General features: G+C 65.7%; 23 protein-coding genes and 1 pseudogene. 8 read left to right on the top strand and 16 right to left on the bottom strand.

The features are described from left to right. Positions 1 to 29 precede the first annotated feature (29 nt). From ASE66_RS23305 to ASE66_RS23290, 4 genes are all read left to right on the top strand, one after another. The gene (locus tag ASE66_RS23305; protein WP_057192155.1) at positions 30 to 308 is read left to right on the top strand and encodes a type II toxin-antitoxin system ParD family antitoxin; all 279 of its coding nucleotides are present in this window, start codon (positions 30 to 32) and stop codon (positions 306 to 308) included. Beyond that, complete coding sequence (locus ASE66_RS23300; RefSeq protein WP_057192154.1) at positions 305 to 619, top strand: type II toxin-antitoxin system RelE/ParE family toxin; 315 nt, start codon at positions 305 to 307, stop codon at positions 617 to 619. Before ASE66_RS23305 ends, ASE66_RS23300 begins: the two co-directional genes overlap by 4 nt. 61 nt (positions 620 to 680) lie before the next feature. Further along, positions 681 to 1,721: a phosphotransferase family protein gene (locus ASE66_RS23295; protein ID WP_057193301.1), complete on the top strand. Its 1,041-nt coding sequence runs from the start codon at positions 681 to 683 to the stop codon at positions 1,719 to 1,721. A 145-nt stretch (positions 1,722 to 1,866) separates the two neighbouring features. Continuing rightward, entirely contained in the window at positions 1,867 to 3,138 is a 1,272-nt protein-coding gene (locus tag ASE66_RS23290) for an acyl-CoA dehydrogenase family protein (RefSeq protein WP_057192153.1), read from the top strand. A 30-nt stretch (positions 3,139 to 3,168) separates the two neighbouring features. On the opposite strand, the gene ASE66_RS33390 is transcribed toward ASE66_RS23290, so the two are convergent. The 6 genes and pseudogenes from ASE66_RS33390 to ASE66_RS33380 all read right to left on the bottom strand — a co-directional run. Continuing rightward, positions 3,169 to 3,390, bottom strand: coding sequence for a hypothetical protein (locus tag ASE66_RS33390; protein ID WP_082613681.1), 222 nt, complete (start codon positions 3,388 to 3,390; stop codon positions 3,169 to 3,171). Between the two features lie 71 nt (positions 3,391 to 3,461). Then, entirely contained in the window at positions 3,462 to 4,142 is a 681-nt protein-coding gene (locus tag ASE66_RS23285) for an outer membrane protein (RefSeq protein WP_057192152.1), read from the bottom strand. Between the two features lie 142 nt (positions 4,143 to 4,284). Further along, positions 4,285 to 5,085 (bottom strand): hypothetical protein, encoded by an 801-nt coding sequence (locus ASE66_RS23280; RefSeq protein ID WP_057192151.1) that lies wholly within the window; start codon positions 5,083 to 5,085, stop codon positions 4,285 to 4,287. A gap of 101 nt (positions 5,086 to 5,186) precedes the next feature. Then, positions 5,187 to 5,543 (bottom strand): HdeA/HdeB family chaperone, encoded by a 357-nt coding sequence (locus ASE66_RS23275; RefSeq protein WP_057192150.1) that lies wholly within the window; start codon positions 5,541 to 5,543, stop codon positions 5,187 to 5,189. Positions 5,544 to 5,746: 203 nt separating this feature from the next. Next, positions 5,747 to 6,530, bottom strand: a pseudogene (locus ASE66_RS33385) (DUF1254 domain-containing protein); the annotation flags it as partial. A gap of 1 nt (position 6,531) precedes the next feature. Next, positions 6,532 to 7,159: DUF1254 domain-containing protein (locus tag ASE66_RS33380; protein ID WP_244495039.1), on the bottom strand; the 628-nt coding region annotated here is incomplete at its 3' end. 326 nt (positions 7,160 to 7,485) lie between these two features. Here ASE66_RS33380 and ASE66_RS23265 point away from each other — a divergent pair. Next, positions 7,486 to 8,490, top strand: coding sequence for an AraC family transcriptional regulator (locus tag ASE66_RS23265; RefSeq protein WP_057192148.1), 1,005 nt, complete (start codon positions 7,486 to 7,488; stop codon positions 8,488 to 8,490). A gap of 36 nt (positions 8,491 to 8,526) precedes the next feature. On the opposite strand, the gene ASE66_RS23260 is transcribed toward ASE66_RS23265, so the two are convergent. From ASE66_RS23260 to ASE66_RS23225, 7 genes are all read right to left on the bottom strand, one after another. Then, positions 8,527 to 9,345 (bottom strand): DUF3108 domain-containing protein, encoded by an 819-nt coding sequence (locus tag ASE66_RS23260; protein ID WP_057192147.1) that lies wholly within the window; start codon positions 9,343 to 9,345, stop codon positions 8,527 to 8,529. A 497-nt stretch (positions 9,346 to 9,842) separates the two neighbouring features. Further along, complete coding sequence (locus ASE66_RS23255; protein ID WP_057193299.1) at positions 9,843 to 10,625, bottom strand: amino acid ABC transporter ATP-binding protein; 783 nt, start codon at positions 10,623 to 10,625, stop codon at positions 9,843 to 9,845. A gap of 17 nt (positions 10,626 to 10,642) precedes the next feature. Beyond that, the gene (locus ASE66_RS23250; protein WP_057192146.1) at positions 10,643 to 11,320 is read right to left on the bottom strand and encodes an amino acid ABC transporter permease; all 678 of its coding nucleotides are present in this window, start codon (positions 11,318 to 11,320) and stop codon (positions 10,643 to 10,645) included. A 10-nt stretch (positions 11,321 to 11,330) separates the two neighbouring features. Further along, on the bottom strand, positions 11,331 to 11,996 hold the full coding sequence (locus ASE66_RS23245) for an amino acid ABC transporter permease (RefSeq protein ID WP_057193297.1): 666 nt from the start codon (positions 11,994 to 11,996) through the stop codon (positions 11,331 to 11,333). An 82-nt stretch (positions 11,997 to 12,078) separates the two neighbouring features. After that, positions 12,079 to 12,954: a transporter substrate-binding domain-containing protein gene (locus ASE66_RS23240; protein WP_057192145.1), complete on the bottom strand. Its 876-nt coding sequence runs from the start codon at positions 12,952 to 12,954 to the stop codon at positions 12,079 to 12,081. A gap of 202 nt (positions 12,955 to 13,156) precedes the next feature. After that, entirely contained in the window at positions 13,157 to 14,299 is a 1,143-nt protein-coding gene (gene thrC, locus ASE66_RS23235; RefSeq protein WP_057192144.1) for a threonine synthase, read from the bottom strand. A gap of 591 nt (positions 14,300 to 14,890) precedes the next feature. Beyond that, positions 14,891 to 15,550, bottom strand: coding sequence for a TetR/AcrR family transcriptional regulator (locus ASE66_RS23225; protein ID WP_162262528.1), 660 nt, complete (start codon positions 15,548 to 15,550; stop codon positions 14,891 to 14,893). 154 nt (positions 15,551 to 15,704) lie between these two features. Between ASE66_RS23225 and ASE66_RS23220 the strand changes: the two genes are divergently transcribed. After that, positions 15,705 to 17,762 carry a prolyl oligopeptidase family serine peptidase gene (locus tag ASE66_RS23220; protein WP_057192141.1) on the top strand — a complete coding sequence of 686 codons (2,058 nt, stop codon included), beginning with the start codon at positions 15,705 to 15,707 and terminating at the stop codon, positions 17,760 to 17,762. A 46-nt stretch (positions 17,763 to 17,808) separates the two neighbouring features. Continuing rightward, on the top strand, positions 17,809 to 18,120 hold the full coding sequence (locus ASE66_RS23215; protein ID WP_057192140.1) for a hypothetical protein: 312 nt from the start codon (positions 17,809 to 17,811) through the stop codon (positions 18,118 to 18,120). 116 nt (positions 18,121 to 18,236) lie between these two features. Here ASE66_RS23215 and ASE66_RS23210 read toward each other — a convergent pair whose 3' ends face one another. The 3 genes from ASE66_RS23210 to ASE66_RS23200 form a co-directional block, all read right to left on the bottom strand. Continuing rightward, on the bottom strand, positions 18,237 to 21,419 hold the full coding sequence (locus ASE66_RS23210; RefSeq protein ID WP_057192139.1) for an efflux RND transporter permease subunit: 3,183 nt from the start codon (positions 21,417 to 21,419) through the stop codon (positions 18,237 to 18,239). An 80-nt stretch (positions 21,420 to 21,499) separates the two neighbouring features. Then, positions 21,500 to 22,717, bottom strand: coding sequence for an efflux RND transporter periplasmic adaptor subunit (locus ASE66_RS23205; RefSeq protein ID WP_057192138.1), 1,218 nt, complete (start codon positions 22,715 to 22,717; stop codon positions 21,500 to 21,502). A gap of 49 nt (positions 22,718 to 22,766) precedes the next feature. Further along, a complete protein-coding gene (locus tag ASE66_RS23200) occupies positions 22,767 to 23,609 on the bottom strand; it encodes an alpha/beta hydrolase fold domain-containing protein (RefSeq protein WP_057192137.1) in 843 nt (280 codons plus the stop codon). A gap of 128 nt (positions 23,610 to 23,737) precedes the next feature. Between ASE66_RS23200 and ASE66_RS23195 the strand changes: the two genes are divergently transcribed. After that, entirely contained in the window at positions 23,738 to 24,685 is a 948-nt protein-coding gene (locus ASE66_RS23195; RefSeq protein WP_057192136.1) for a LysR family transcriptional regulator, read from the top strand. Positions 24,686 to 24,728: the final 43 nt, after the last annotated feature.

Raw genomic sequence — 24,728 nt, 5'->3', positions numbered from 1 at the left:
GCTAAGATGGACCTCGATCGGAGGCTTGCATGCGCGCGACCCAATCCCTCAGCATCACGCTGCCGCATGAGATGGCACAGATGGTGAAGTCCAAAGTCGCTTCGGGCGAATATGCCAGCGAAAGCGAGGTGATCCGCGACGGTTTGCGCGTACTTGCCGCCCGCGACCAGGCAGTCGACAACTGGCTGCGCGAGGAAGTCCTGCCGGTCTACGATGAGATTTCCGCCGATCCAAGCAAGGCCGTGCCGGCAGAAGAGGCCTGGGCCCGGATTGAAGCGCATATCAGCGGCGGCAAGACCGGCGCATGAGCGTTCGGGTCGGCTTCTCCGAGCGGGCGATCGCCGACCTCCAAAGCATCTACGACTACATCGCACCGCGTGGAAGCGAGCGAATCGCGCGCGACTATGTCGCTCGCCTCTACGCCTATTGCCTCGATTTTCAGGTCTTTCCCGAACGAGGCGTCCACCGAGACGACCTGCGCCCGGGTCTGAGACTGATCGGGTACCGCAGGCAAGCGACTATCGCCTTCGCCGTGCTCGGCAATGACGTGACGATCCTGCGGGTTTTCCAGCGCGGCCGCGACATCGAAGCTCTGCTTCAGGACGATGAGCCAGCTTGAGCGGATCCGCCATGTCTCAGCCGCGTTGACCTCCCCGCCCCCACCTCCGACTATGCCGACCATGCCGGCCGCCCCCTCCGTCCCGCCCGAATTCGATTCCGCCCGGCTGGATGCCTTCCTGCGTTCTGCCCTGCCCGGCCGCGCCATCGGGCAGATGGAGCTCGAGCGGATCGGTGGCGGGCAGTCGAATCCGACCTTCTTCGTCAGCTATCCCGATGCCGGCGCGCGGCTGGTGCTGCGCAAGAAGCCGCCGGGGCCGTTGTTGCCCTCGGCCCATGCCGTCGAGCGCGAGTACCGCATCCTGAAGGCGCTCGCCGGCTCTTCCGTACCGGTGCCGCCCGTGCTGCTGCTGCACGAAGCCGACGACGTCGTCGGCACGCCGTTCTACCTGATGGAGCGGCTGGAGGGCCGCGTCTTCCACGACACCGGCCTGCCCGGCGTCACGCCTGACGAGCGGCGCGCCATGTATTTCGCCATGGCCGAGACGCTGGCGGCACTGCACGGCTTCGACTGGCAGGCAGCCGGCCTCGCCGACTTCGGCAAGCCCGGCAATTACTATGCCCGCCAGCTGGCGCGCTGGGGCCGGCAATGGCGCGAGACCAGGACGCGCGACATCCCGGCAATCGACCGGCTGATCGACTGGCTCGGCACCAATCTCGACGAGACGCCGGACACGACCATCGTCCATGGCGACTTCCGCCTGGGGAACCTGATGTTCGCTCCGAACGAGCCGCGCATCGTCGCGGTGCTCGACTGGGAGCTCTCGACGCTCGGCCACCCGCTCTCCGACGTCGCCTTCTCCTGCCTGCCCTGGCATTCGACGCCGCAGATGTATGCCGGCATCGTCGGGCTCGATCGCGAGGGCCTCGGCATCCCGACGCAAGCTGAATACATCGCCCGCTATTGCGCTGCCGCCGGGCGGGCGCAGGGGCCGGGGCGCTTCCACCTCGCCTTCTCGCTCTTCCGCTTCGCCGTCATCCTCGACGGCATCGCGGCACGGGCCAAGACGGGCAATGCCGCCGCCGAGAACGCGGTGGCGGTCGGCGCGATGGCGGAGAGTTTTGCCGAGCGGGCGGAAGCGTTGGTCGAGGGCGCGGCGTGAGGGCTGAGACTTGCCGTCATTCTCGGGCGAAGCGAAGCGCAGACCCGAGAATCTCTGGACGAGACGGCGCTGACCGGCGCTTCTTCCGGCCTGAGATGCTCGGGTCGAGCCCGAGCATGACGCCATAAGGTTTGAGGAGAGCACCATGGATTTCGCCTATTCGGCCAGGGTCGAGGAGCTGCGCGCCAGCTTACAGGCCTTCATGGACGCCCATATCCAGCCGGCCGACGCCGCCTGGAAACACGAGGTCGAGGCCGGGCGCTATCCCACCGCGCTGATCGACGGCCTCAAGGCCAAGGCGAAGGCGGTAGGGCTGTGGAACCTGTTCCTGCCGGCGCTCAAGCCGGACGAGCCCGGCACGCGGCTGAGCAACCTCGAATACGCCCCCCTCGCCGAGATCATGGGCCGAATCTACTGGTCCTCGGAGGTGTTCAATTGCAACGCCCCCGACACCGGCAACATGGAAATCCTGCACATGTTCGCGACGCCGGAACAGCGCGAACGCTGGCTGAACCCGATGCTCGCCGGCGAGATCCGCTCCTGCGTGGGGATCACCGAGCCGGGCGTCGCCTCCTCCGACCCGACCAATTTGCAGACCACGATCATCCGCGACGGCGACCATTACGTCATCAACGGCCGCAAATGGTGGACGACCGGGGCGCTGCACCCCAACGCGAAGTTCTGCATCGTGATGGGCCTGTCCGATCCGCGGCCCGAGGCCGATCCGCACAAGCGCCACAGCATGATCATCGTGCCGATGGATTCGCCCGGCCTCAGCGTGATGCGCAACCTGCCGCTGCTGAACCACTACTCGATCGAGGGCCATACCGAGACCGACTTCACCGAGGTCAGGGTGCCGGCGGAAAACCTGCTCGGCAAGGAAGGCGCAGGCTTCGCGCTGGCGCAGGCGCGGCTCGGGCCGGGCCGCATCCACCATTGCATGCGCTCGATCGGCCAATGCGAGGTCGCGCTCGAACTGATGGTCGAGCGCGCGCTGGAGCGAAAGGCCTTCGGCCGCAACCTGTCCGACTACGCCAATGTCCAGGACTGGATCGCGGAAGGGCGGATGGAGATCGACCAGGCCCGCCTGCTCTGCCTGCGCGCCGCCTGGATGATGGACAAGCACGGCAACAAGGCCGCCCGCACCGAGGTCTCGGCGATCAAGGTCGCGGCGACGCGGTTGCAGACCAGGCTCGCCGATCGGGCGATCCAGGTCTTCGGCGCCGGCGGGCTCTCCAACGACACGCCGCTGGCCTTCATCTACTCCTGGGGCCGGGCCCTGCGCTTCATCGACGGGCCGGACGAGGTCCACCTGCGCACCATCGCCCGCGCCGAAATCAAGAAGCGCAAGGAGAGCAACCGCAGCACCTTCGCGGAACAGGGCGTGGTCAGGCCGTGGGTGAAGCCGGCGGGGTAGGAAATGGTCCTGAAATGGACCGGCGCGACCTCAGCGACACACGCGCCTGCCGTTGACGACAGTGCAGCCGCGCCGCACGGGCGCGACAACCACGGCACGCGGAGCCACCGGGCGACGCACCACCACCGCACCATTAGGTCCCGCGCAACCAGCCCGCACGACCCCGCGCGCGCAAACGACGGCGCTGGCCTCGGTCGGCGAGAAGGTCGCCGCCAAGGCCAGGATTCCGAAGCCGAAGATTGAGAATTTCATGTCGTCGTCCCTTTCGGAACCGAGAGGTGAGATGGATCTCGGACAAGCTGCATGCAGCCTGTCCGAGAGGGTCAGAACTTGTAAAGCAGCCGTCCAACGACCTGATTGGTGCTCAACTGCTGCTTGAAACCGACAATACCGAGCCCGCCGACGCCAACCGGATAGGTGTAGGTATCCTCCTGGAACTGGGAGTACCGATATTCCAGACCAGCGATCCAGTTGTTCGTGATAGCGTATTCGGCGCCGACACCGAGTGTCCAGCCCAAGCGAGTGCTATCGCCTGCGCCGTAGGAGTAACCCGTACCCGTCACCGTCGACTTGGGCGCGGCCAATGCAAGTCCGCCGGTTGCATAGATCATGAGCCGGTCGAAGGCATAGCCGACACGCAGCCTGGCCGAACCCACCCAATTGGTATGGGCGGTGATGAAGTCACCGGTCAGTGCGGTATGTCGCTGCTTTCCGGTGATGAGGGCTGAGCCGTCGATCTCGCCACCGACGACAAGCCGCCCGATCTGGTAGTTGTAGCCCACCATCAGGCCGGCCGCGACGCCGTTCTTGTCCAGGCTGGGCAAAGACGCGACAGCGGCCCGACCGGCAATCGCGGCGCCGGCCGTCAACTCGGTCCTGGTCTGCGCCCAGCCGACCTGGGTACCGATATAAAAACCTGTCCATGTGAACGCAGGCGGCAAGGGAGCGGCAGGTTCGATCCTCCGCGACGGCAGGTCGGCAGCCTGCGCGGCGATCGAGAACATTGCAAACGCAATCCCGATACCAATGCCTGTAGTGGAAGTAGACATCTCGAATACACCCCTTCTTGAGCGACAGAATTGCTGCCTGAACTGGCCTGCAAGTTAATACAGGGCCATTTCTTCTATGGAGTTCGTCAGACGAACCCTATTTCGGAAACAGGAACTGAACTTGCGTCCTTACTTGCCAGGACGAACCACCACTCGGCGTGACGGCATTGTAATATGCGGCGAGCTGCATGTTCACGGCCTGCTCGCCGATCTTGAAGACACGGCCAAAGCCACCGCCGATCGGCAAGGTCCAGCGATCGCTCGACTTCGCCTTCCAATTCGCGGTGATCACCGGAGACGTGGTCAGATACCAGCCGCCATGGAAGTTGTAGTTCACGAAGGGCTGGATCGTCGTCAGGCTGACCGTGCGGCTCTCGTCGAAGGACCAGATGTGATTGACCAGCCCGCCGATCACCCAGGGCCCCGAGATCGTCAACGCAACCGCTCCGGGGCCGGCTCCCCAAACGGCCTTGCCGAAAACCTTGTCGGTCGAGGTCGGAAGCAGGACCGTCGGCCCGACGCCCCAGATGAGGCCTCCCGTCGGCTGCTTGGGGGAAAAGAAAAAGCTCGGGTTCACATTGCCCAGGCCGAATTCGCGCTCCCCTCCGATCGACAGCGCCGGCTGCGAGATGACGGGCACGATCCAGCGCGTGATCAGATTCCAGTCTTCGTTCAACGAGATCGGGATGACCGGCTGAATATTCAGGACGTCCTGCACGCGCGAATAGGGGCCGACGCCGAAATTCAGGTTATTCTGAACCGGCAGGCTGATCATGCTGGCGATGGGATTCTGGGCAGCCTTCGCAAGATCTCCGGCGCTCGGTTCTTCGGCGCGAGCGAGCGAGACGGCGCCGAGGCTGCAGACAGCCGCAGCAGAAAGAAGCACTCGACGATGCATGGGCCCTCATCCGATAGTCGCTCGCAACCGCGATCTCGCGGCATGCTGAGCCGATCAAAAAAGGCGCAGGAGCCTGGCCGTGCCGGCCAAGCCGCTCGCGCTCATTTCATGTGGATTCCCAGTTTGGCGCGCTCATCCTTGAAAACGACGGCAAGCGCCTCGATGACCTTCTTCCCGGGATTGGCCTTGCAGTAGACGATGACCTCGTGCTCGACGACCTTGCCCTTCTTCAGATCGAGGAAATGCTTCTTGGCGAGGCCGTTATACCAGCCGCTATACCAGGCGGAGAGGAGATCGGCGTCCTCCTGAAAGGTCCCGGCCAGCTGTGCACAGGTCAGGGCCTGGACATCGATGAAGCCGTTGGCATCGACATAGCTCGTGAGCGGAACCTGGGCCGTCGCCGGAGACGAGGCGGCGCAGACGATCGACACCGCCATGGCGGCAAGAATTCTGGACATGATGATCTCCTGTATTGAATCGTAAGAAGCGTAGCTTTTGGGCCGGAATGGCAGGTTGATCGATCGGCCGCCGGCATCCGGGCCGGCTTGGCGAGATCGCGCGCCGCATCCCCGGCCGGCAGCGCAAGCTGCCGGCAGCACGGGAATTGGCAGCGTTATCGCAAGGAGCCTGGCGACAGAGAGGCGGACGAAGCTTTCGTCTTCTATGAGACCCGTTTCACACCGGGCGGCTGCCATGTCCCGGCGCCTGCCGGCAGGATCGACGGCGCCGTGGGCTTCGGCCAATAGAGGCGCATCACGAGATAGATCTTGTCATCCGGCGCCGGAAGCCAGTTCGCTTCCTTGTCGGCTCCAGGGCTGTCTTTCTGAATATACAGCGTCAGCGAGCCATCCACGTCCTTCTTCATCGCCGGCACCATCGGAGAGTTGATCAGGTAGCGATTGATCGGATTCTTGACCAGGAACTGGCTCTTGCCGTCATACATCGTCACGGACCAGAACGCGTTCACCGGCGGCAACTGGCCGGATGCGAAGGTGATGGTGTATTTGTGCTTGCTGCCGTCGAGCGGCTCACCGGTCGCGTCGGTTCGGGTATAGGGGTACATGGCTTCCACGGCGTCGTTGCCGAGGAGACCGCCCTTGGCGGCGCCTGCCCGCATCACCCAATCACCGTTGTAGAAGGCCTCGTCACCGAAGAACGAGCCGACATTCCAGCCATTGATGTTCTTGTTTCCACCGGCCAGCCATTTGTCGACCTTGCCATTGCCCTGTTTCATGGCCACCAATATTTCGGCCTTGTGTTCGAGCGACAGATCCTTGAACGCGAAGGTCTTGCCGGGGCCGATGCCGATCTTCGCAAGCTTCGCGCGAACCGCCTTGTCCCTTGGCGTTTCGGGGACGAATTGCAGGGCCGCGTCGAGATACTCGAAGAAGTTATGCCTGATCCCCGCCGTGCTGGCGGGAACGAACGCGATTGTCGGCGCGGCGNTGTAGCCGGCCTGGATCTTCTCGACGTTCGGCATGTCGCCGGGGTTGAAGAGCTGGGTGCGGATCAGCGCGAGCGAGAACGGCGTCGTCGAGCGGAAGACCTGCTTGATCCCGGTCGGCGTTCCACCTGTCCAGCCGGGGCCAACCACCAGATAGTCGCCAGGCTCGGCCCCCGTGGCGCGCGTGCCGATATAGCCGAAATTGTAGGTGTTGCCGTCGATGAGCTGGACCGAGTAATAGCGGTCCTTTGCGATTGCCGGCACCGAGATGACCATCGGCTCGGCCCGCAAATCCAGCCAGGTCATCGAGTAAGGCGTATCGCTGTTCGGCGTGATGACTGCCGTGTCCGCCGGGGTCGAGACCTTGTGCTGATTGTTGATTTCGTTGAACGGCGCCTTGAACTGCCCCGAGTTCCTGTCGACGGCGAACTCCTGCATCACCGCATAATACATCACCAGCGGCAAGCCGTAGATGAAGCCTTCCTCAGCGATGTCCTTGGCCTCCAACAAGCTGGGCCATGCGGCATCGTCCTGCTCGATGACCGGGGGGGAGACCGGGTTGGCCTTCGCCGTCGTGGCGGCGAGTGCAGCCATCGCTGCGGACGCAAGCAGATCGCGTTTCGTAAGCATTTGAACGGCTTCCTTGTGTTTCTCGGCGCTATTCAAGTGCGCTCAAACGACGGTCTAAGACTATTTACGCTTCCAGAAACGAACGCTGCGACATATGACGCTCAAGATGCGCCCATAATTGCAAATACAGACAGCATATTAGTCAATTTCGTCACGTTTCATACGGTCAAAGCGCGAGTTTACGTCAATTATATTAAAGCTGATTCGACGACCAAAACCGGATTTCCCGTTTGCCCGAAGCGCTTATACTGTGCGACAAAGCAGCAATCGGGCGTCGGAACCACTCATTTTGCGCCAACCTTGCGGCATTCCGGAGCGTCCAGCGCGTGGCTGAGATTCCAGTCATCTCCAGCCATATCCTGCACGGCCTGCCCGCATTCATGCGGCAGGAAGTCGGGGAAAGGGCGCTCCTGCGGGCGAACCGCGCGGCCGGCTTCGATCTCGAACTGACCGAGGGCCGCAATTGCTTCATCCCGCACGCCGCGGTGATCGGCTTCGTCAATGCCGCCGCAAGGGCGGCGGGCGAGCCCAATCTCGGGCTCCTGATCGCCCCGATGATGAATGCCGCCAACTACGGCAGCTTCGGGCGCTACGTCTTGGGGGGCGAGACCCTCGGCCAATCCATCCAGCGGAGCATAACGGCCCTTTGCTACCACAGCACGGCTGACCGGATGTCGGTCGCGATCGTCGGCGACGAGGCGCGATATAGCTATGTCTTTGCCTTGGCTGGCCATGCTGGCTACGACATGATCGCGGGTGCGGCTGCCGGCGTCCTGCTGAGCGTCGTCCGGGCCCACCTGCCTTTTGACTGGCGCCCGCTGCGCGTCGAACTCGATATCAACCGGCCACGCCAGACCGGCCTGTTCGAAGATCTGTTCCAGTGCCCGGTCATGTTCAACGCGCCTGCGGTGACCATCGTCGTCGAACGCCGTCATTTATCGGCCGCGTCGCGCTGCGCCTCATGGCCGATCGTCACCATCGAGGACGTGGCGCGGGACCGGCCTGGCGGCGCGCCACGGGGCCTGCTCGACATCGTCATGGAGCAGATTCGGGCTCAGGTCCTCACCGGCAGCGTGTCGATCGACCATGTTGCGCGGCCATTGGGTACAAGCGTCCGAACGCTGCAGCGTGAGCTGGATCGGATCGGCACCGATTTCCGCAGCTTGACGAACGCGGCACGGATTCAAAGGGCAACCGAGCTGCTCCGGCACATGAATGGCTCGATCACCCGTGTTTCGGCAGAGATGGGGTATTCCTCTCCCGCCAATTTCGCGCGCGCCTTCCAAAAGGCGACCGGCCGCACGCCCAGCGAGTTTCGCTCGAGCCTGTAGAAGTCCCCGCTGGGACCCTGCCCGACCGACCGCAAGCTACCGATCGACGTCGACCGGCGGTCCGGCGAGCTGGACCGCAACCGTGCCGAACCAGCGCGTTTCGACCTCGAAGCGCAAGGGCAGCGGAAACTCGCCGCCCTCGCGCAGCGCGATCAGGACCGAGCCTTTCAAGGGCCGCATCGCCGCCTCGCGATCATCGTCATGCCTGAAGCCGGCGATCGTCCGGACGGTGAAGCCGCAGCGCAGCGCGCGACCGTTCAAGTGCCCCTGGTCGCTCACCTGCAGCTTCGCCGACGAGGTCATGACCGCGACCGAGCGGCGGCGGCCGTCATAGATCGCCGTCGAGCCGTCGCAGGCTTCAGTCTCGGCCACCTTCCTGAGCATCCCGGCGACGCCGGAGAGCGCGTCGATCGTGCCGCGGATCAGTTCGGGCGGCACGGCCTCGCGATCCTCGTTCGACGGCTCCTGCCGCCGGATGGTCGGCAATCCGCGCTGATAGTGCAGCTCGCTGACATAGGCCCGGCCGCGCCATGAGCCGTTCGCAGCATAGAGCCGCGGCTCGGGGCCACTGCGGCCCCAGCGGCCTTCGACCCGGCCGGATTGCTCCGCCGCCCCGACCAGCTGAGCCGCCCGGTAGGGGCGCGTGCGAATCTCGATGCGATAGCCGGCGCGGTCGAGCATCGTCGTCACCTCGATCTCGCCCAGCGAAACCCCGCCCAGCACCGTGACGTCGTATCGAAGGCGCATCTCGCGCGCCGAGGCGGCCGAGGGCGCGGCGCAGGCAAGCGCGCCGGCGACCAGGGCGCCTGCCGCGATGGCCCTTGCGCGGGCCTGTCTCGATGCGATGCCTGTCAACGACCTGCCCTCCCGCCGCGCTCAGGCATCACCGCCATCGCCGGAGAGCCAGCGCAGCCTCGCATTCCCTCCGCGTCATCGATGTCGAATTCGCGCCCAAGCATCCGCATCATCCCGCTCGAGACCGGCTGGTCCCCTCTCCCTCCGCGCGAGCACCCGGCGTTACAGGGCCATGGCCGAGGCGATGCGCCGTTGTAGCGTGAACGACGAGAGCCCCGCCATGCACGAAGGCGCGACGCGTTGCAGACGCAGATCGGGCGATGCAGGACCTCCGTGCCGGCGGGGTCCCAACGACACGCGGCTGCGCTTCATCGACTCCTGGGCCGAACGCTACGCCTTATCGACGGGCCGGGCGCCTGCGCACATCACCCGCGCAGAGATCAAGAAGCGCAAGGAGAGCAGGCGCCGCGCGTTCGCGGAACAGGAGGTGGCATGGCCTTGGGTGAAGCCAACAATGTGCTGAGCCAAGCCTGCGCCACCATTTCAGGCAAACTGGATCAACGGCTGAAGATGCCGTGAAAGCGCCCGAGGAAGCTGCGCACGCGCTCGCTTTCGGGATTGTCGAAGACCTCAGAGGGGCTGCCCTCCTGCGCGACCCGGCCCTGGTCGAGGAACAGAACGTGGTGCGAGACCTCGCGGACGAAGAGCATCTCGTGGCTGACCAGCAGCATGGTCATGCCGGATTCGGCAAGCGCCTGCATCACGCCGAGCACCTCGGCTACCAGCTCGGGGTCGAGCGCCGATGTAACCTCGTCGAAGAGCAGCAGACGTGGCTGCATCGCGACGGCGCGCGCGATCGCGACCCGCTGCTGCTGGCCGCCCGAGAGCTGGTAGGGATAGTGGTCTCGGCGCTCGCCGAGACCGACGCGGCCGAGCCAGTGGTCGGCGATCTCCCTGGCCTCGGCGGCGCTCTTGCCCTGCACCTTGGTCAGCCCGAGCATGACGTTCTGGCCGGCTGTCAGATGCGGGAACAGGTTGAACTGCTGGAAGACCATGCCGATGCGGGCTCGCTGGGCCGAGATCTTCGTCTCGCTCAGGCGTTTGCGAGTGCCACCCACCGTTCGATAGCCGACCGGGTCGCCGTCGAGCAGGATCTCGCCGCCATCATGCTCCTCCAGCAGATTGACGCAGCGCAGAAAAGTGGTCTTGCCGGAGCCCGAGGCGCCGATCAGCGAGACCACCTGCCCCTGTTTGACGGTGAGGTCGATGCCCTTCAGCACTTCGATCTCGCCGAAATGCTTGCGGACATCGGTGGCCTGTAGCAGGGCTGGCTCGGTCATCGGCAGTGGCATCCCATTCAGTAGCGCAGATAGGAAGTCTTGCGTTCGAGCAGTGCACCGAGCTGCGCCAGCGCGAAGTTGATGATGAGGTAGAGCACCATCGTCAGCAGGTAGAACTCGACGATCATGTAGTTGCGCGCCATCTGCTGCTGGGCCGAGAGCAGCAATTCGACGACGCCGATGATCGAGAGCAGCGTCGTACCCTTGACGATTTCAAGCCCGGTATTGACCCAGGGCGGCAGCATGCGCCGGAAGGCCTGCGGCAGGATCACGTAGTACAGGCGCTTGCCAAAGGTGAGGCCGATCGCCTTGGCCGCCTCCATCTGTCCGGCGGGCACGGATTCGACCGCGCCGCGGAAGTTCTCGGCGACATGGGCAGTGGCGAAGGCGCCGAGCGCGATGACGCCGGCCCAGAAGGCGGCGACGTTCACGCCGAACAAGGCGAGCCCGTAATAGGTGAACAGGATCAGCACGAGCACCGGGATGCCGCGCATCAGGTCGACATAGAGCCGGGACAGCAGCTTCAGCCACCACCAGCCATAGGACAGCGCGACCCCCATCAGGATGCCGCAGAAGGTCGCCATGACAATGCTCAGCGCCGAGCTGAGCAGGGTCACGCCGAGACCCGAGAGCAGCGAGGCGCGGGCCTGCCAGGCCTCGAACAGGAAGGTGCCGGGAGCCATCGAGAAATCCATCGCGTGCCCCCTAGCGGATCGAGGCGTAGCGGCGCTCGACCATGCGCAGCAGGATGGCGATGAGATAGGCGGTGGCGAGATAGAGCGCGCTCGCTGTGAGCCAGACCTCCATGACCCGGAAGGTGTTGGCGTTGATCTGCCGGGCGGTGAAGGTGAGCTCCGGCACGGCGATCGCGGCCGCCAGCGAGGTATCCTTGAACAGTGAGATCAGGTTGTTGCTGACCGCCGGCAGGGTGATCCGGAACATCACCGGCAGCACGACATAGACCTGACGCTGCCAGGGCCGCAGGCCGATCGCCTTGGCCGCCTCGACATATTGCTTCGGGATCGAGGAGAGCCCGGCGCGAAAGACCTCGGACATGTAGGCGCCGGCATAGAGCGAGAGCGAGAGCACGAAGCTTTCGGTCTTGTTCAGGAAGTTCACGTCGAATTCGGGCAGGCCGAAATACAGGAAGAAGATCAGCAGCAGCAGCGGCGTGCAGCGGATGAACTCGACATAGGCCCAGACCGGGATCGAGAGCCATTTCTTGCCCGAAAGCCGGGCATAGGCGGTGAGGATGCCGATGATGCAGCCGATCGCCAGCGAGATCACCGCCAGCCAGAGCCCGAGCAGGAGCGAGTCGGTCAGCTTGTCCCAGTTCCGCGCGATGACGGACCAGTCGAAATGATAGTCGATCATGTCGGTCGCGAGGTTCCCGAAAGCGGCGGGCCGGACGTCCGGCCCGCCATCGCCACGTTGCGATCAGGCGAATGCGGGATCAGGCGAATTCCTGCGGGAAGCCGACCTTGGGGATCGGCAGGTCGATGCCGAACCACTTCTTGTAGGAGGCGGCGAAATAGTCGAAATCGACGCCCATCATCGCCTCCTTGTAGACCGTGTTGACCCAGTTCAGCCAGATCGGGTCGCCCGGCTTGACCGCCGAGGCATAGGAGTTCGGCATCCAGCCGAAGCCGGAATCGACGAAGCGGCCGGGTGCCTGCTGCATCAGCCAGCGCATGGCCGACTGGTCCTGCATCGAGGCGTCGATGCGGCGGGCATTCAGCGCCTGCATCGCCGCGTCCGGGCTGTCGAAGGCGTCGACCTTGGCCCCCGGCAGGGCCTTGTGGATCCATTCCTCGAGGAAGACGTTCTGCATGCCGCCGACCGAGACCTCCTTGCCGGCCGCCTTCAGTTCCTCATAGTTCTTGAACTTGCCACCCCGGGCCAGCATCAGCAGGCCGACGCCCTCGCGGTAATAGGGGAAGGTGAAATCGACCTGCTGGGCGCGGCCGGGCGTCACCGTCATCCATTGCACGACGATGTCGACCTTGTCGGTGATCAGGCTGGGGATGCGGGCGTCGGAGCCCTGCAGCACGAACTCGACCTTCTCGTAGTCGTCGAACAGGCCTTTCGCCAGGAGCCGGGCGAGGTCGATATCCATGCCGACGAGCTTGCCGCTGGCGTCCTGGAAGTGCCAGGGCGGGTTGGTGCTGCCTGTCCCGACGATCAGCTTGCCGCGCTCCTTGACCGCATGGAGCTTGCTCCTGGCCGCCGTCTGGGCCTGGGCCAAAGCCGGAGTGAGCAGGCCGGTCGCCGCCGCGCCGATCGCAGCCCCGGCAAGCCCGAGGCCGAACAGGCTGCGGCGCTCCAGCATCAGGGCCGCCTCGTCTTTCGGGGGAGTGGCGCCGTCCAAAGTTCCGTCGTCATGAATGCCCATCACGAACTCCCCTCTTTTGATCCACGTTCCCTGCAGACTTCGGCCCGCAGCCTCATGAACGTGGCAAGAAAAATGCCAGCTGCAAAGCCGAATTATGCATCCTGACTCTAGGGAACATCCGGCAACCTTCGTGCAACCTTCATGCCGCCTGCAGGGCAGCCTCGCAGAGCCCGGCGACCGCTGCGATATCGGCGGGATCATCGACCTTGTGGGTCCGCACCGGCATCTCCTGGTAGACCTTGCCGTCCTTGAAGCCGTGGCCGGTGACCATGCAGACGACGCGCGAGCCGGGCGGCAGCGCGCCTTGCGCCAGCAGGCGCGGCAGCGCCGCGATCGGGCTCGCGCCGGTCGGCTCGGCATAGACGCCTTCGCTGCGGGCGAGCAGCCGCATCGCCTCACGCAATTCGCCATCGCCGACCGCGATCGCCCGGCCGCCGCTCTGGCGGACGAGCTTCAGCGTGTAGGTGCCGTCGCGCTCATAGCCGATCAGCGGGTCGCTGATGCCGGATGCGATGGTCTGCGGCATGCCCCAGGCGGTGACGTCCTCAGCCCCGGTCTCGAAGGCCTGCACGATCGGCGCGCAGCCCTCTGCCTGCACGGCGATCAACCGGGTCGTCGCGCCGGCATCGGCGATGCCCTGCCAGACGCCCTTGACCAGCGGGCCGCTGCCGGTCGGCACCAGCACATGGCTCGGCGCGCCACCGAGCTGCGCGACCAGCTCGGTGCCGACGGCGGTGAGGCCGGCGACGGCATAGGGGTTGATGAAGGTGGTGGTCAGGTTGGCAAAACCGTGCCGCTCGGCAAGGGCCAGCGCGAGATCGTAGGACCTGCTGTAATGGCCTTCGACCAGGAGCAGGATCGCGCCATAGGCCGCAATCTGCGTGACCTTCCCCAGCGGGGTATGGGCCGGCACGATGATCACGGCAGGGATGCCGGCGCGCGCCGAATAGGCGGCGGTCGCGGCCCCGGCATTGCCGGAGGAGGCGCAGACGACCTTCTCGATCCCAAGCGAAAGCGCCCGGCCCATGGCGGCAGCAACGAGGCGATCCTTGAACGAGCCGGAGGGGTTGCGGGTCTCGTCCTTCAGCCAGATCTCGCCCGAGAACCCCGGCAGCGAAGCCTCGATCCGGCGGGCTCGCAGCAGCGGGGTGACGCTCTCGCCGAGAGAGACGCGCGGCGTCTCATCGTCGCCGACCATCTCCAGGATGCCGCCGCAGGCCTTGCAGCGATAGAGCAGCACCGGCGGATAGGTTTTTGCGCAATCGACGCAGCGCAGTTCCATCGCGAGCACTCCTTTAGGCTGTCGGCCGGCCGCCCTGCCCCTCGCAAGGGGGCCATGGCCTCAGCCTAGACCGAAAACGCCGACCGGCACTGCCCTCGTTTGCGGTGGGCCGCCCTGCGGGGCCTGTCTCGCTGCGATGCCGGTCAAGGACCTGCCCTCCCGCCGCGCTCAGGCATCATCGTCGTCGCCGAAGAGGCAGCGCAGCCTCACATTCCCTCCGCGTCATCGATGTCGAATTCGCGCCCGAGCATCCGCATCATCCCGCACAGGACCGGCAGGTCCCCTTCCCTCCGCGTGACCGCCCGGTGTTACCGGGCCATGGCCGAGGCGATGTGCCGTTGTTGCGCGGACGACCAGAGCCCCGCCATGCACGAAAGCGCGACGCGTTGCGGTCGAAGATCGGGCAATGAAGGGCTTCGGTGCCGGCGGGCTATCCGACGACGCGATGTGCCTTCATGGCTTCCGGGTCGGCCCTCCGCGCACCATTGCTTGCGCCGAGATCAAGAAGCGCATGGAGAGCAGGCGGAGCACTTTCGCGGAACAGGGTGGTGCGGCCTTGGGTAAAGGGTGCGTGACAGAGCCCGTCGCCGATTAAACTGAGGCGGGCATGAGCTTGCCGTCAGGCCAGATTCGTGGAGTTACCGGATCGCAGAACGGCAGGGTGCTGGCCTTGCGGATGGCCTGCGCGAGATGCTCGTTCACCTCCGCCGTGGTCGTCTTCAACCCGTATTTCACCGCGGCCAGGCTGACGGTTTCGTCGACGATCCGGATCGCCGCCATCACGGTCGCAGCGCAGAGGCGGACGTCGAAGTCACCCTGTGGGCGATCGAGGCGCTCGGCGATGAGCTCGATCAGCTGCTCTTCGCCGATGTGACAGGACATCAGCCAAGCGGCTCGCAGCGCCGGCTCCTCCGGAAGCCTGGCCAAGAGTCTTACGACAAGGATGTCGTCGGCGAGATCCTGCGGCGCCATCTTGTCGGGGCCGAGAGTCGAATGGAACAGGTCCTCGATCGCGACATCCCGAGGCCAGCGCCGCAGGATCGCGGCGAATCGCAGCGAGGAATGCGCGAAGAGCGGCTCGACCGCGCTCTCCTTGGAGCGAAAGTGCCGCCAGACCGTGCGCGTCGCGACGCCCGCCGCAGCGGCGATGTCATCGCCGCTGGTGTCCGAGACGCCTCGTTCGAGGAACAGCCGCGCCGCATGCCTGGACAGCTCCAGCCGGGTGTTCTCTCGGGCAAGGCTCCTGCTCATCCTCTTCATGTGCTCCCGAAACCAGAGTCATTCAAGTCGTCATAATTACGCCACTTACAGACATTTTATATGTCACTAAGTGACATATACTGATATCGCTTCCTGACCATAATCGCCGACGAGGTGACCGCACATGAGCCCCAGCGAGACAACTATGCCTCTCACCTATCCGCAGACGCGCCGCGTCGACGTGAGCGAGAGCCGGTTCGGGCACGAGATCGCCGACCCCTATCGCTGGCTGGAGAACGATCCCCGCCGCGATGGCGAGGTGGCCCGGTGGGTGCAGGAGCAGACCGCTCTGGCGCGCGGCCACCTCGACGGCCTGCCAGCTCGGGAGGTGTTTCGCCGGCAGATCTCGACGCTGTTCGACTGTGAGCAGTCCGGCGTGCCGCTGAAGCGCGGTAACCGCTACTTCCACACCATGCGGCAGGGCCTCAAGAACCAGGCGACGCTGCATGTCAGAGAGGGCGTCGACGGGCCCGACCGGCTGCTGCTCGATCCGAACGAATGGTCGGAGGACAGCGCCGACGCCATCGCCGAATGGGACGCCTCGGATGACGGCGCCCATGTCGCCTATGGCGTGCAGCGCGGCGGCATCGACTGGCGCGAGATCAAGGTACTCGACGTCGCCACCGGCGAAACCCTGACCGACGAGATCAAATGGGTGCGCTTCGGCAATATTGCCTGGGCGAAGGACGGCTCGGGCTTCTTCTACTCGCGCTATCCGGAGCCCGAGCCGGGGACGGAGGCGCAGGCAAATGTCGCCAATCACGCCATCTACTTCCACCAGTTGGGAACGGGGCAGGCACAAGACCGGCTGGTCCACGCGACGCTTGATCGCCCCGACCTGCTGCACCTGGCCGGCGTAACCGATGATGGGCGCTATCTGATCATCCACTCCACGCCCGGAGCGTCGATGACCATGGTCAGCGTGGTCGACCTGACGACCGCCGACTGGACGGTCCGAACCGTGGCCGGTGCGGATTTTAGCGCCGAATGGTCGGCCTTCGGCAATGACGGCACGACGCTCTTCGTCGTCACCAGCGAGGGCGCGCCGCGCCGCAGGATCGTGACCTTCGATCTCGCCGAGGCCGCACCGCAACCGCGCGAGATCATCGGCGAGGCCGATTCCGCCTTAGAGCATAGCTGGCTCGTCGGCGGCCGCCTGATCCTGTCCTATCTGGTCGACGCCAGCACTGAGCTGCGGCGCCACCAGCTCGACGGAACGCCGGACGGCATCGTCGAGCTTCCCGGGATCGGCAGCGCCGGCATTCGCGGCACGCTCGCGGATGACGAGGCCTTCCTCGCTTACACCAGCTTCAATGCGCCGCTGACGATCTATCGCTACGCAGTTTCGACCGGGAAGCGCACCGTCTGGGCAGAGCCCGCGATCGATTTCGACCTCGGCGAGATCGCGGTCGACCAGCACGTCTACGCCTCGAAGGACGGCACAAAGGTTCCGATCTTCGTCATCCGCCGCAAGGGCGTGCAGGCACCTGCGCCGACGCTGCTCTACGGCTACGGCGGGTTTTCCATCAGTCTGACGCCCTATTACGCGCCGACGCAGCTGGCCTGGGTCGCGCAAGGCGGCACGCTGGCGATCGCCAATATCCGCGGCGGCGGCGAATATGGCCGGGCCTGGCACGATGCCGGCCGCCTCGCCAACAAGCAGAACTCCTATGACGATTTCATTGCGGCGGCCGAGTTCCTGCGCGACCAGGGCATCGCCTGCCTGGACGGCATCGCCATCCAGGGTGAATCCAATGGCGGCCTGCTCGTCGGCGCGGTGACGAACCAGCGCCCGGAGCTGTTCGCGGCGGCCCTGCCCGGTATCGGCGTGATGGACCTGCTGCGTTTCCACCTTTTCACCGGCGGCACCTTCTGGAAATACGATTTCGGCGATCCGCAGGACGAGGCGGCGTTCGAGAACCTCCTGCGCCTCTCGCCCTATCACAACATCGCCGCCGGCAAGCCCTACCCCGCCATCCTCGTCACCACCGCCGATGCCGACGACCGCGTCGTGCCCGGCCACAGCTTCAAATACGCCGCCGCGATCCAGGCCGCCGAGATCGGCAGCAAGCCGCGCCTGCTGCTCGTCGAGACCCGCGCCGGCCACGGCGCCGGCAAGCCGCTCGGCAAGGTCATCGCCGAGGCCGCCGATATGTGGGCCTTCGCAGCCTGCTGGACCGGGCTCGAGGTCGGGCGCGCCTAACGACATCGCTCTTCGAAGCAACCCAACCCGAAAACTGGAGACCCCTATGAAGCGATTGTCCATCGCAGCCGCCGTCATGCTCGGCGCCGCGCTGCTTACCCCGGCACTCACGTCCGGCGCCGAGGCAGGCGAAGCCGTCCCGGCGAGCCTTGCCGCAAAGCTCGACGAGCTGCCCGCTGCCTTCACGATGACCGACGCCAAGCGTCGTCGTCTGATGATGATGCAGGATGCGACGCGCCAGCAGCGCTGGCACGACCGCAGGCGCGGCAATAGCTATGGCTACGGCCATCCCGGCTATGGCCGCCCCCATGGCCCGCCGCCGCGTCATGGCTATTATCGGCGGAACGACCGCTGGTAACCTAGAGCAGGACGCCAAAAGCGAGATAGCCCCGCCATGAAGTGACTATGGCGGGGCGCTAAGCTGCGTCAGGGCGACCAAACCGCAGTGCCCGGCACAACCTCGCTGACCAGTCTTCACGCCGCCTCGGCAAGCTCTCCCTTCCCCTCCACCCCATGCTGCCTGAGCGGCTTGTTGCCCGAGAGCTTACGCATCAGCACGTAGAAGACCGGCGTCAGGAAGATGCCGAAGGCGGTGACGCCGATCATGCCGGCGAAGACCGCGATGCCCATGGCCTGGCGCATCTCGGCGCCCGCCCCGGTCGAGAGCACGAGGGGCACCACGCCCATGACGAAGGCGAGCGAGGTCATCAGGATCGGCCGCAGGCGCAGGCGGCTGGCCTCGATCGCGGCCTCGACCGGCGTCCGGCCCTCGAATTCGAGCTCGCGCGCGAATTCGACGATCAGGATGGCGTTCTTGGCCGATAGTCCGACCAGAACGACAAGGCCGATCTGGGTGAAGACGTTGTTGTCGCCACCGCTCCACCAGACGCCGGCCATCGCCGCCATCAGGCCCATCGGGATGATCAGCAGGATCGCGACCGGCAGGGTCAGGCTCTCATACTGCGCCGCCAGCACCAGGAAGACGAGCAGGATCGCGACCGGGAAGACGAGCATGGCGGAGTTGCCGGCGAGGATCTCCTGATAGGTCAGCTCGGTCCATTCGAAGGCGAAGCCCTTGGGCAGGGTCTGCGCCGCGATGCGCTCGACCGCGTCCTGCGCCTGGCCCGAGGAGAAGCCCGGGGCCGGGCCGGCATTGATGTCGGCGCTGAGGAAGCCGTTATAGCGCATCGCCCGTTCGGGGCCGGAATCGGTGCGCACGTTGAGCACGGCCGAGAGCGGCACCATCTCGCCGGAGTTCGAGCGGACCTTGAGCTTGCCGATGTCCTCCTGATAGGCGCGGTAGGGCGCATCGGCCTGGACGCGCACGGTGTAGGTGCGGCCGAACTTGTTGAAATCGTTCACATAGGACGAGCCGAGATAGATCTGCAGCGTCTCGAAGACATCGGTGACGGGGACGCCGAGCTGGCGCGCCTTGGTGCGGTCGATGTCGGCATAGAGCTGCGGCACGTTGACCTGGAAGCTCGAGAACATGCCGGCGAGCTCGGGCGCCGCCGCGGCCTTGGCCATGAAGGCCTTGGTCGCCTCGTCGAGCGCCTTGTAGCCGAGGCCGGCGCGGTCCTCGATCTGCAGCTTGAAGCCGCCGATGGTGCCGAGGCCCTGGACGGGCGGCGGCGGGAACATCGCGATGAACGCCTCCTTGACGCCGGCGAACTCCTTGTTGAGCTGCATGGCGATGGCGTTGCCGGAGAGCTCGGGCGTCTTGCGCTGATCGAACGGCTTTAAGGCCACGAAGACGATGCCGGCATTGGACGAGTTGGTGAAGCCGTTGATCGACAGGCCCGGGAACGAGATCGCGTTCTCGACGCCGGGGTGCTTCAGGGCGATCGCGTCCATCTTGCGGATGACGTCCTCGGTGCGGTCGAGCGTCGCCGCGTCGGGAAGCTGGGCAAAGCCGACGAGGTACTGCTTGTCCTGGCCCGGCACGAAGCCTGACGGCACCTTCTGGAAGAGCACGACGGTCAGGCCGACGAGGCCGGCATAGACCACGAGCATCACCGTCTTGCGGCCGAGGATGCGAGTGACGCCGCTGCCATAGGCCTCGGAGGAGCGGTTGAAGAAGCGGTTGAAGCCGCGGAAGAACCAGCCGAACAGGAAGTCCATGCCGCGGGTCAGCGCGTCCTTGGGCGCGTCATGGCCACGCAGCAGCAATGCGGCGAGCGCCGGCGACAGGGTCAGCGAGTTGATCGCCGAGATCACCGTCGAGATCGCGATGGTGAGCGCGAACTGGCGGTAGAACTGGCCGGTCAGGCCGGAGATGAAGGCGAGCGGCACGAAGACCGCGACGAGGACGAGCGCGATCGCGATGATCGGGCCGGAGACCTCGCGCATCGCCTTGTAGGTGGCTTCGCGTGGCGACAGGCCGTTCTCGATGTTGCGCTCGACGTTCTCGACCACGACGATGGCGTCGTCGACGACGATGCCGATCGCCAGCACGAGGCCGAACAGCGAGAGCGCGTTGATCGAGAAGCCGAGCAGATACATCACCGCGAAGGTGCCGACGACCGAGATCGGCACGGCGACGAGCGGGATGATCGAGGCGCGCCAGGTCTGCAGGAAGACGATGACGACGAGCACGACCAGCGCGATCGCCTCGAGCAGCGTGGTGATCACCGCCTTGATCGAGGCGCGCACGAACTGGGTGGTGTCGTAGACGATCGAATAGTCCACGCCCTCAGGCATGTTCTGCTTGATCTCGCGCATCGTCTCCTGGACGCGGTCGGCAATGGCGATGGCATTCGAGTTCGGCGCCTGGAAGACCGGCACGGCGACGGCCGACTTGCCGTTGAGCAGCGAGCGCAGGGCGTATTCGGCCGCGCCGAGCTCGATGCGGGAGACGTCCTTGAGGCGCACGACCGCGCCGCTCGGGGCAGTCTTGACAATGATCTCGCCGAACTCCTCCTCGCTGGCGAGGCGGCCCTGCGCATTGACGGAGAGCTGCAGATCGAGCCCCGGCCCGCTCGGCGAGGCGCCGATCACGCCGGCCGCGGCCTGGACGTTCTGGGCGCGGATCTCGCGGACGATGTCGGAGGGCGAGAGGGCGTGCTCGGCGACCTTCTGCGGGTCGAGCCAGACGCGCATCGAATAGTCGCCCGAGCCAAAGAGCTGGACCTGGCCGACACCGTCGATGCGCGCCAGCCGGTCCTTGACGTTGAGGACGGCGTAGTTGCGCAGATAGGTCATGTCGTAGCGGCCGTTCGGCGAGGTGATGTGCACCACCATCGTCAGGTCCGGCGAGCTCTTGATGGTGGTGACGCCGAGGCGGCGCACCTCTTCCGGCAGGCGGGGCTCGGCCTGGCTGACCCGGTTCTGGACCAGCTGCTGGGCCTTGTCCGGGTCGGTGCCGAGCTTGAAGGTGACGTTCAGCGTCATCACGCCGTCGGTCGTCGCCTGGCTCGACATGTAGAGCATGCCCTCGACGCCGTTGATCTGCTCCTCGATCGGGGTAGCGACGGTCTCGGCGATGACCCGCGGATTGGCGCCGGGATATTGCGCGCGCACCACCACCGTCGGCGGCACGACCTCGGGATATTCCGAGATCGGCAGGGCCCGCAGCGCCAGCAGGCCGGCGAGGAAGATCAGGACGGAGAGGACGCCGGCAAAGATCGGCCGGTCGATGAAGAACTTCGAGAGGTTCATGGGGTGCCCCTTCAAGGCGGCGGCCCCGCCGGTCCCGAAGCGGCCGGCGGGGCGATAGAACTGGGAAAGGCTCGCGCGCTTTAGCGCTGCGCGAGCTCGGTCTTGGGCTTCTTCAGCTCGGAGCGCTCGGCCATCGGCACCTGCTCGGGCGCGACGGTGGCGCCCGGGCGGATGCGCTGCAGGCCGTTGACGACGATCTGCTCGCCGGCCTCCAGCCCGCTGGTGACGATGCGTAGGCCCTCGGCGGCAGTACCGAGCGTGACCTCGCGCCAGACCGCCTTGTGATCCTTGCCGACGACGAAGACGAACTTCTTGTTCTGGTCGGTGCCTACCGCCCGCTCGTTGATGACGAGCGCCGGCTCGGACTTCGCCTGGCCCATGCGCAGGCGCACGAACTGGCCGGGCATCAGCGCGCCGTCGGGGTTGTCGAAGATCGCGCGGACGCGGACGGTACCGGTCGCGGCGTCGATGCCGTTGTCGACGAAGTTGAGATGGCCGGAGACCGGAGCCGTCTCGTTCGTCGCCGTGGTCATCTGCACCGGGATGCGCCTCAGGTCGCGCGGCTTGCCAGGCTCGACCGGCAGCGTCGCCAGCGCCTTGAGCAGCGAGCCTTCGTCGGCGTTGAAACCGGCATAGACCGGATCGACCGAGACCAGAGTGGTCAGCAGCGGCGCATTGGCGCCGGCAGCGACAAGGTTGCCGACCGTGACCTCGAGCCGGCCGATGCGGCCGCCGATCGGGGCGCGGATCTGGGTATAGTCCAGGTTCAGCCGTGCCGACTGCAGCGCGGCGCGGATCGCACGTTCGTTCGCCTGCGCCTCTCGCAGCGCATTCAGCCTGGTGTCGAGATCGCGCTGCGAGACGTTCTGCGTCGACATCAGCTTCTGGCCGCGCTCATGCTCGCCCGCGGCGAGCGCAACGCGCGCCTCGGCGGCGAGCAACTGCGCCTGGGCCCGCTCGAACTCGGCCTGGTAGGGCGCCTGATCGATGCTGACCAGCAGGTCGCCCTGCTTGACCAGTGCGCCTTGCGAGAAGTGCACCTGCTCGACCACGCCGGAGACGCGCGAGCGGATCTCGACGCGCTCGATCGCCTCGAGCCGGCCGGAGAATTCGGCCCAGCTGACCAGCGCGCGCTGCTCGACCAGCGCCACCGAAACCGGGGTCGGCGCCACAGCGGCGGAGGCGGTATCGCCCTGCGCCTTGCCCGAGCCATTGACGGCAACGGCGAGGGCCGCGAACGAGACGCCGGCGAAAAGTACGGTGCCCAACAGGGCGTGACGGATCGTTCCCAGAATCATGGGTCATTCCTTTCCAGGGATGGAAATTCGAAAGCTGTGGTGAGCGCGCCTAGTGCGGTTGAGGCGCGGTCACGGTGAGAAACTCACTGACATGCTGGCAGGCCGTACAGAGACAGGAGCCGTCGCAAGGCCCTTCGGCGAAGGCGACCGGCCAGCGGCTCGGCCCGGAAATGATGCGAACGGTGGCATCGACCCCGGCTGCGTTCAGTCGCTTGCCATAGTTGATGCTCTCGTCGCGCAGCAGATCGTCCTCGGCGGTGACGATCAGCGCCGGAGCGAGGCCCGAGAGCCTGGTGGCGTTGACCGGGGCCGCATAGGGGTGCGCCGCCTTGTCGGGCGAACCGAGATAGTCCTGCCAGCCATCGGCCCAGGGGCATCCGCAAGCGCCGGCCTCGGCCTCGCGGAAGGAATAGGTGCCGAGGCAGGCATCGAGCATCGGCGAGAACAGGATCTGGCCGGCGAGTGCCGGGCCATGCCGGTCGCGCGCCATCATGGCGAGCGCCGCGGCGAGGTTGCCGCCGGCCTCCTCGCCCGCCACATAGAGCGGCGCCTGCTTGCCGACCCAGCGCGCCTTGTCGCGCCCGATCCGCTCGAGCGCAGCATAGGCTGTCTCCAGCGCCTGCGGGAAACGATGCTCCGGCGCAAGCGGGTAAGGCAGCGAGATCACGATCGCGCCGGCCTCGGCCAAAGTGGTCGCGACAGCTTCGCCAGAGGCAAGGGAGCCGCTGTTGAAGTGGCCGCCATGCAGATGGAAGACGAGGCCGGCATCATCGGGCACGGCCGCCGGCGCATAGAGCCGGCCGCTCAGCTTCTCGCGCCCGGCCGCAACGCTCTGCTCGCGCCAGAAGACGGCGCGGCGATAGCGGCTTTCGGGAAGGAGCGGAGCGAGCATGACGGTTCGCCTTGCTGGTGTTGCGATGCAACCTGATTTAGATGATGCTAATGCGCTAATAAACCACCGAAATGCTCCTACATTGTTTCCGCATAGAAACAATCAGCAGGGCAATCGAGGCTCGAACCGTGGACCAGCTCACCGCCATGCGCGCCTTCGTGCGCGTCGTCGAAGTCGGCACCTTCACCCGCGCGGCGCAATTGCTCGACCTGCCGAAACCGACGGTGACCAAGCTGATCCAGCAGCTCGAAGCCCATCTGCACGCGCAACTGCTCAACCGCACGACGCGGCGGGTCACCGTGACCATGGACGGCGCTGCCTATTACGAACGAGCGCTGCGTGTGCTCAGCGAGATCGACGAGCTCGACCAGAGCATGACCTCGTCGCAAGCCCGGCCGAGCGGGCGCCTGCGCATGGATGTCAGCCTGCCGTTCGCGACCGATGTCATCCTGCCGGCCCTGCCGCGCTTCCATGCGCGCTATCCTGATATCCAGATCGACATGGGCCTGTCGGACCGCCCGGCCGACCTGATCGGCGAGAATCTCGACCTCGCTTTGCGCGCCGGCGCGATCCAGGACCAGAACCTGATCGCCCGCCGCATCGGCGAGATGCAGCTGATCGCCTGCGCGACGCCCGGCTACCTCGCGCAATACGGCACGCCGCAGCATCCGCGCGATCTGGAGGCCGGCCATCTCGCGATCGGCTACCGCTCCACCGGCGTGAACCGCATCCTGCCCTTCAACTTTACGGGCTCAAAGGAGACGATCGAGATCAGCTGTTCCTATATCGTCTCGGTCAACGAGGGCGCCGGCTATCTCGCGGCCGGGCTCGCCGGCCTCGGCCTCATGCAGATCCCGCTGTTCATGGCGCACGAGCACCTCGCCGACGGCCGGCTGGTCCCGATCCTGCCCGATTGGAGCCTGGCGCCACGGCCGCTGCACCTCATCTACCCACCGAACCGACACCTCTCGAACAAGGTCCGCGTCTTCGTCGACTGGCTGGCCGAGCTCTTTGCCAGGGATGAGACGATCCAGCGCCGACTCGTTCCATCCGCTACCCGCAGCACGGCGCCATGAGCCGGGCGCGGGGTTTCTTCAAAGGCGGAATGCGCTAACCAGA

The sequence above is a fragment of the Allobosea sp. Root483D1 genome (assembly GCF_001429505.1).
Classification (GTDB): Bacteria; Pseudomonadota; Alphaproteobacteria; order Rhizobiales; family Beijerinckiaceae; genus Allobosea.
This window is presented reverse-complemented; position numbering and strand designations above follow the sequence as displayed.

Bases quoted from the DNA above. Each gene is read 5' to 3' on its own strand.
- ASE66_RS23215 (WP_057192140.1), top strand. From the start codon at position 17,809: ATGAAGCGATTGTCCATCGCAGCCGCCGTCATGCTCGGCGCCGCGCTG.
- ASE66_RS33390 (WP_082613681.1), bottom strand. From the start codon at position 3,390: ATGAAATTCTCAATCTTCGGCTTCGGAATCCTGGCCTTGGCGGCGACC.
- ASE66_RS23300 (WP_057192154.1), top strand. From the start codon at position 305: ATGAGCGTTCGGGTCGGCTTCTCCGAGCGGGCGATCGCCGACCTCCAA.
- ASE66_RS23225 (WP_162262528.1), bottom strand. From the start codon at position 15,550: ATGAGCAGGAGCCTTGCCCGAGAGAACACCCGGCTGGAGCTGTCCAGG.
- thrC (WP_057192144.1), bottom strand. From the start codon at position 14,299: ATGGAACTGCGCTGCGTCGATTGCGCAAAAACCTATCCGCCGGTGCTG.
- ASE66_RS23220 (WP_057192141.1), top strand. From the start codon at position 15,705: ATGCCTCTCACCTATCCGCAGACGCGCCGCGTCGACGTGAGCGAGAGC.
- ASE66_RS23200 (WP_057192137.1), bottom strand. From the start codon at position 23,609: ATGCTCGCTCCGCTCCTTCCCGAAAGCCGCTATCGCCGCGCCGTCTTC.
- ASE66_RS23205 (WP_057192138.1), bottom strand. From the start codon at position 22,717: ATGATTCTGGGAACGATCCGTCACGCCCTGTTGGGCACCGTACTTTTC.
- ASE66_RS23305 (WP_057192155.1), top strand. From the start codon at position 30: ATGCGCGCGACCCAATCCCTCAGCATCACGCTGCCGCATGAGATGGCA.
- ASE66_RS23295 (WP_057193301.1), top strand. From the start codon at position 681: ATGCCGGCCGCCCCCTCCGTCCCGCCCGAATTCGATTCCGCCCGGCTG.
- ASE66_RS23250 (WP_057192146.1), bottom strand. From the start codon at position 11,320: ATGGATTTCTCGATGGCTCCCGGCACCTTCCTGTTCGAGGCCTGGCAG.
- ASE66_RS23255 (WP_057193299.1), bottom strand. From the start codon at position 10,625: ATGACCGAGCCAGCCCTGCTACAGGCCACCGATGTCCGCAAGCATTTC.
- ASE66_RS23280 (WP_057192151.1), bottom strand. From the start codon at position 5,085: ATGCATCGTCGAGTGCTTCTTTCTGCTGCGGCTGTCTGCAGCCTCGGC.
- ASE66_RS23240 (WP_057192145.1), bottom strand. From the start codon at position 12,954: ATGCTGGAGCGCCGCAGCCTGTTCGGCCTCGGGCTTGCCGGGGCTGCG.
- ASE66_RS23275 (WP_057192150.1), bottom strand. From the start codon at position 5,543: ATGTCCAGAATTCTTGCCGCCATGGCGGTGTCGATCGTCTGCGCCGCC.
- ASE66_RS23290 (WP_057192153.1), top strand. From the start codon at position 1,867: ATGGATTTCGCCTATTCGGCCAGGGTCGAGGAGCTGCGCGCCAGCTTA.
- ASE66_RS23210 (WP_057192139.1), bottom strand. From the start codon at position 21,419: ATGAACCTCTCGAAGTTCTTCATCGACCGGCCGATCTTTGCCGGCGTC.
- ASE66_RS23285 (WP_057192152.1), bottom strand. From the start codon at position 4,142: ATGTTCTCGATCGCCGCGCAGGCTGCCGACCTGCCGTCGCGGAGGATC.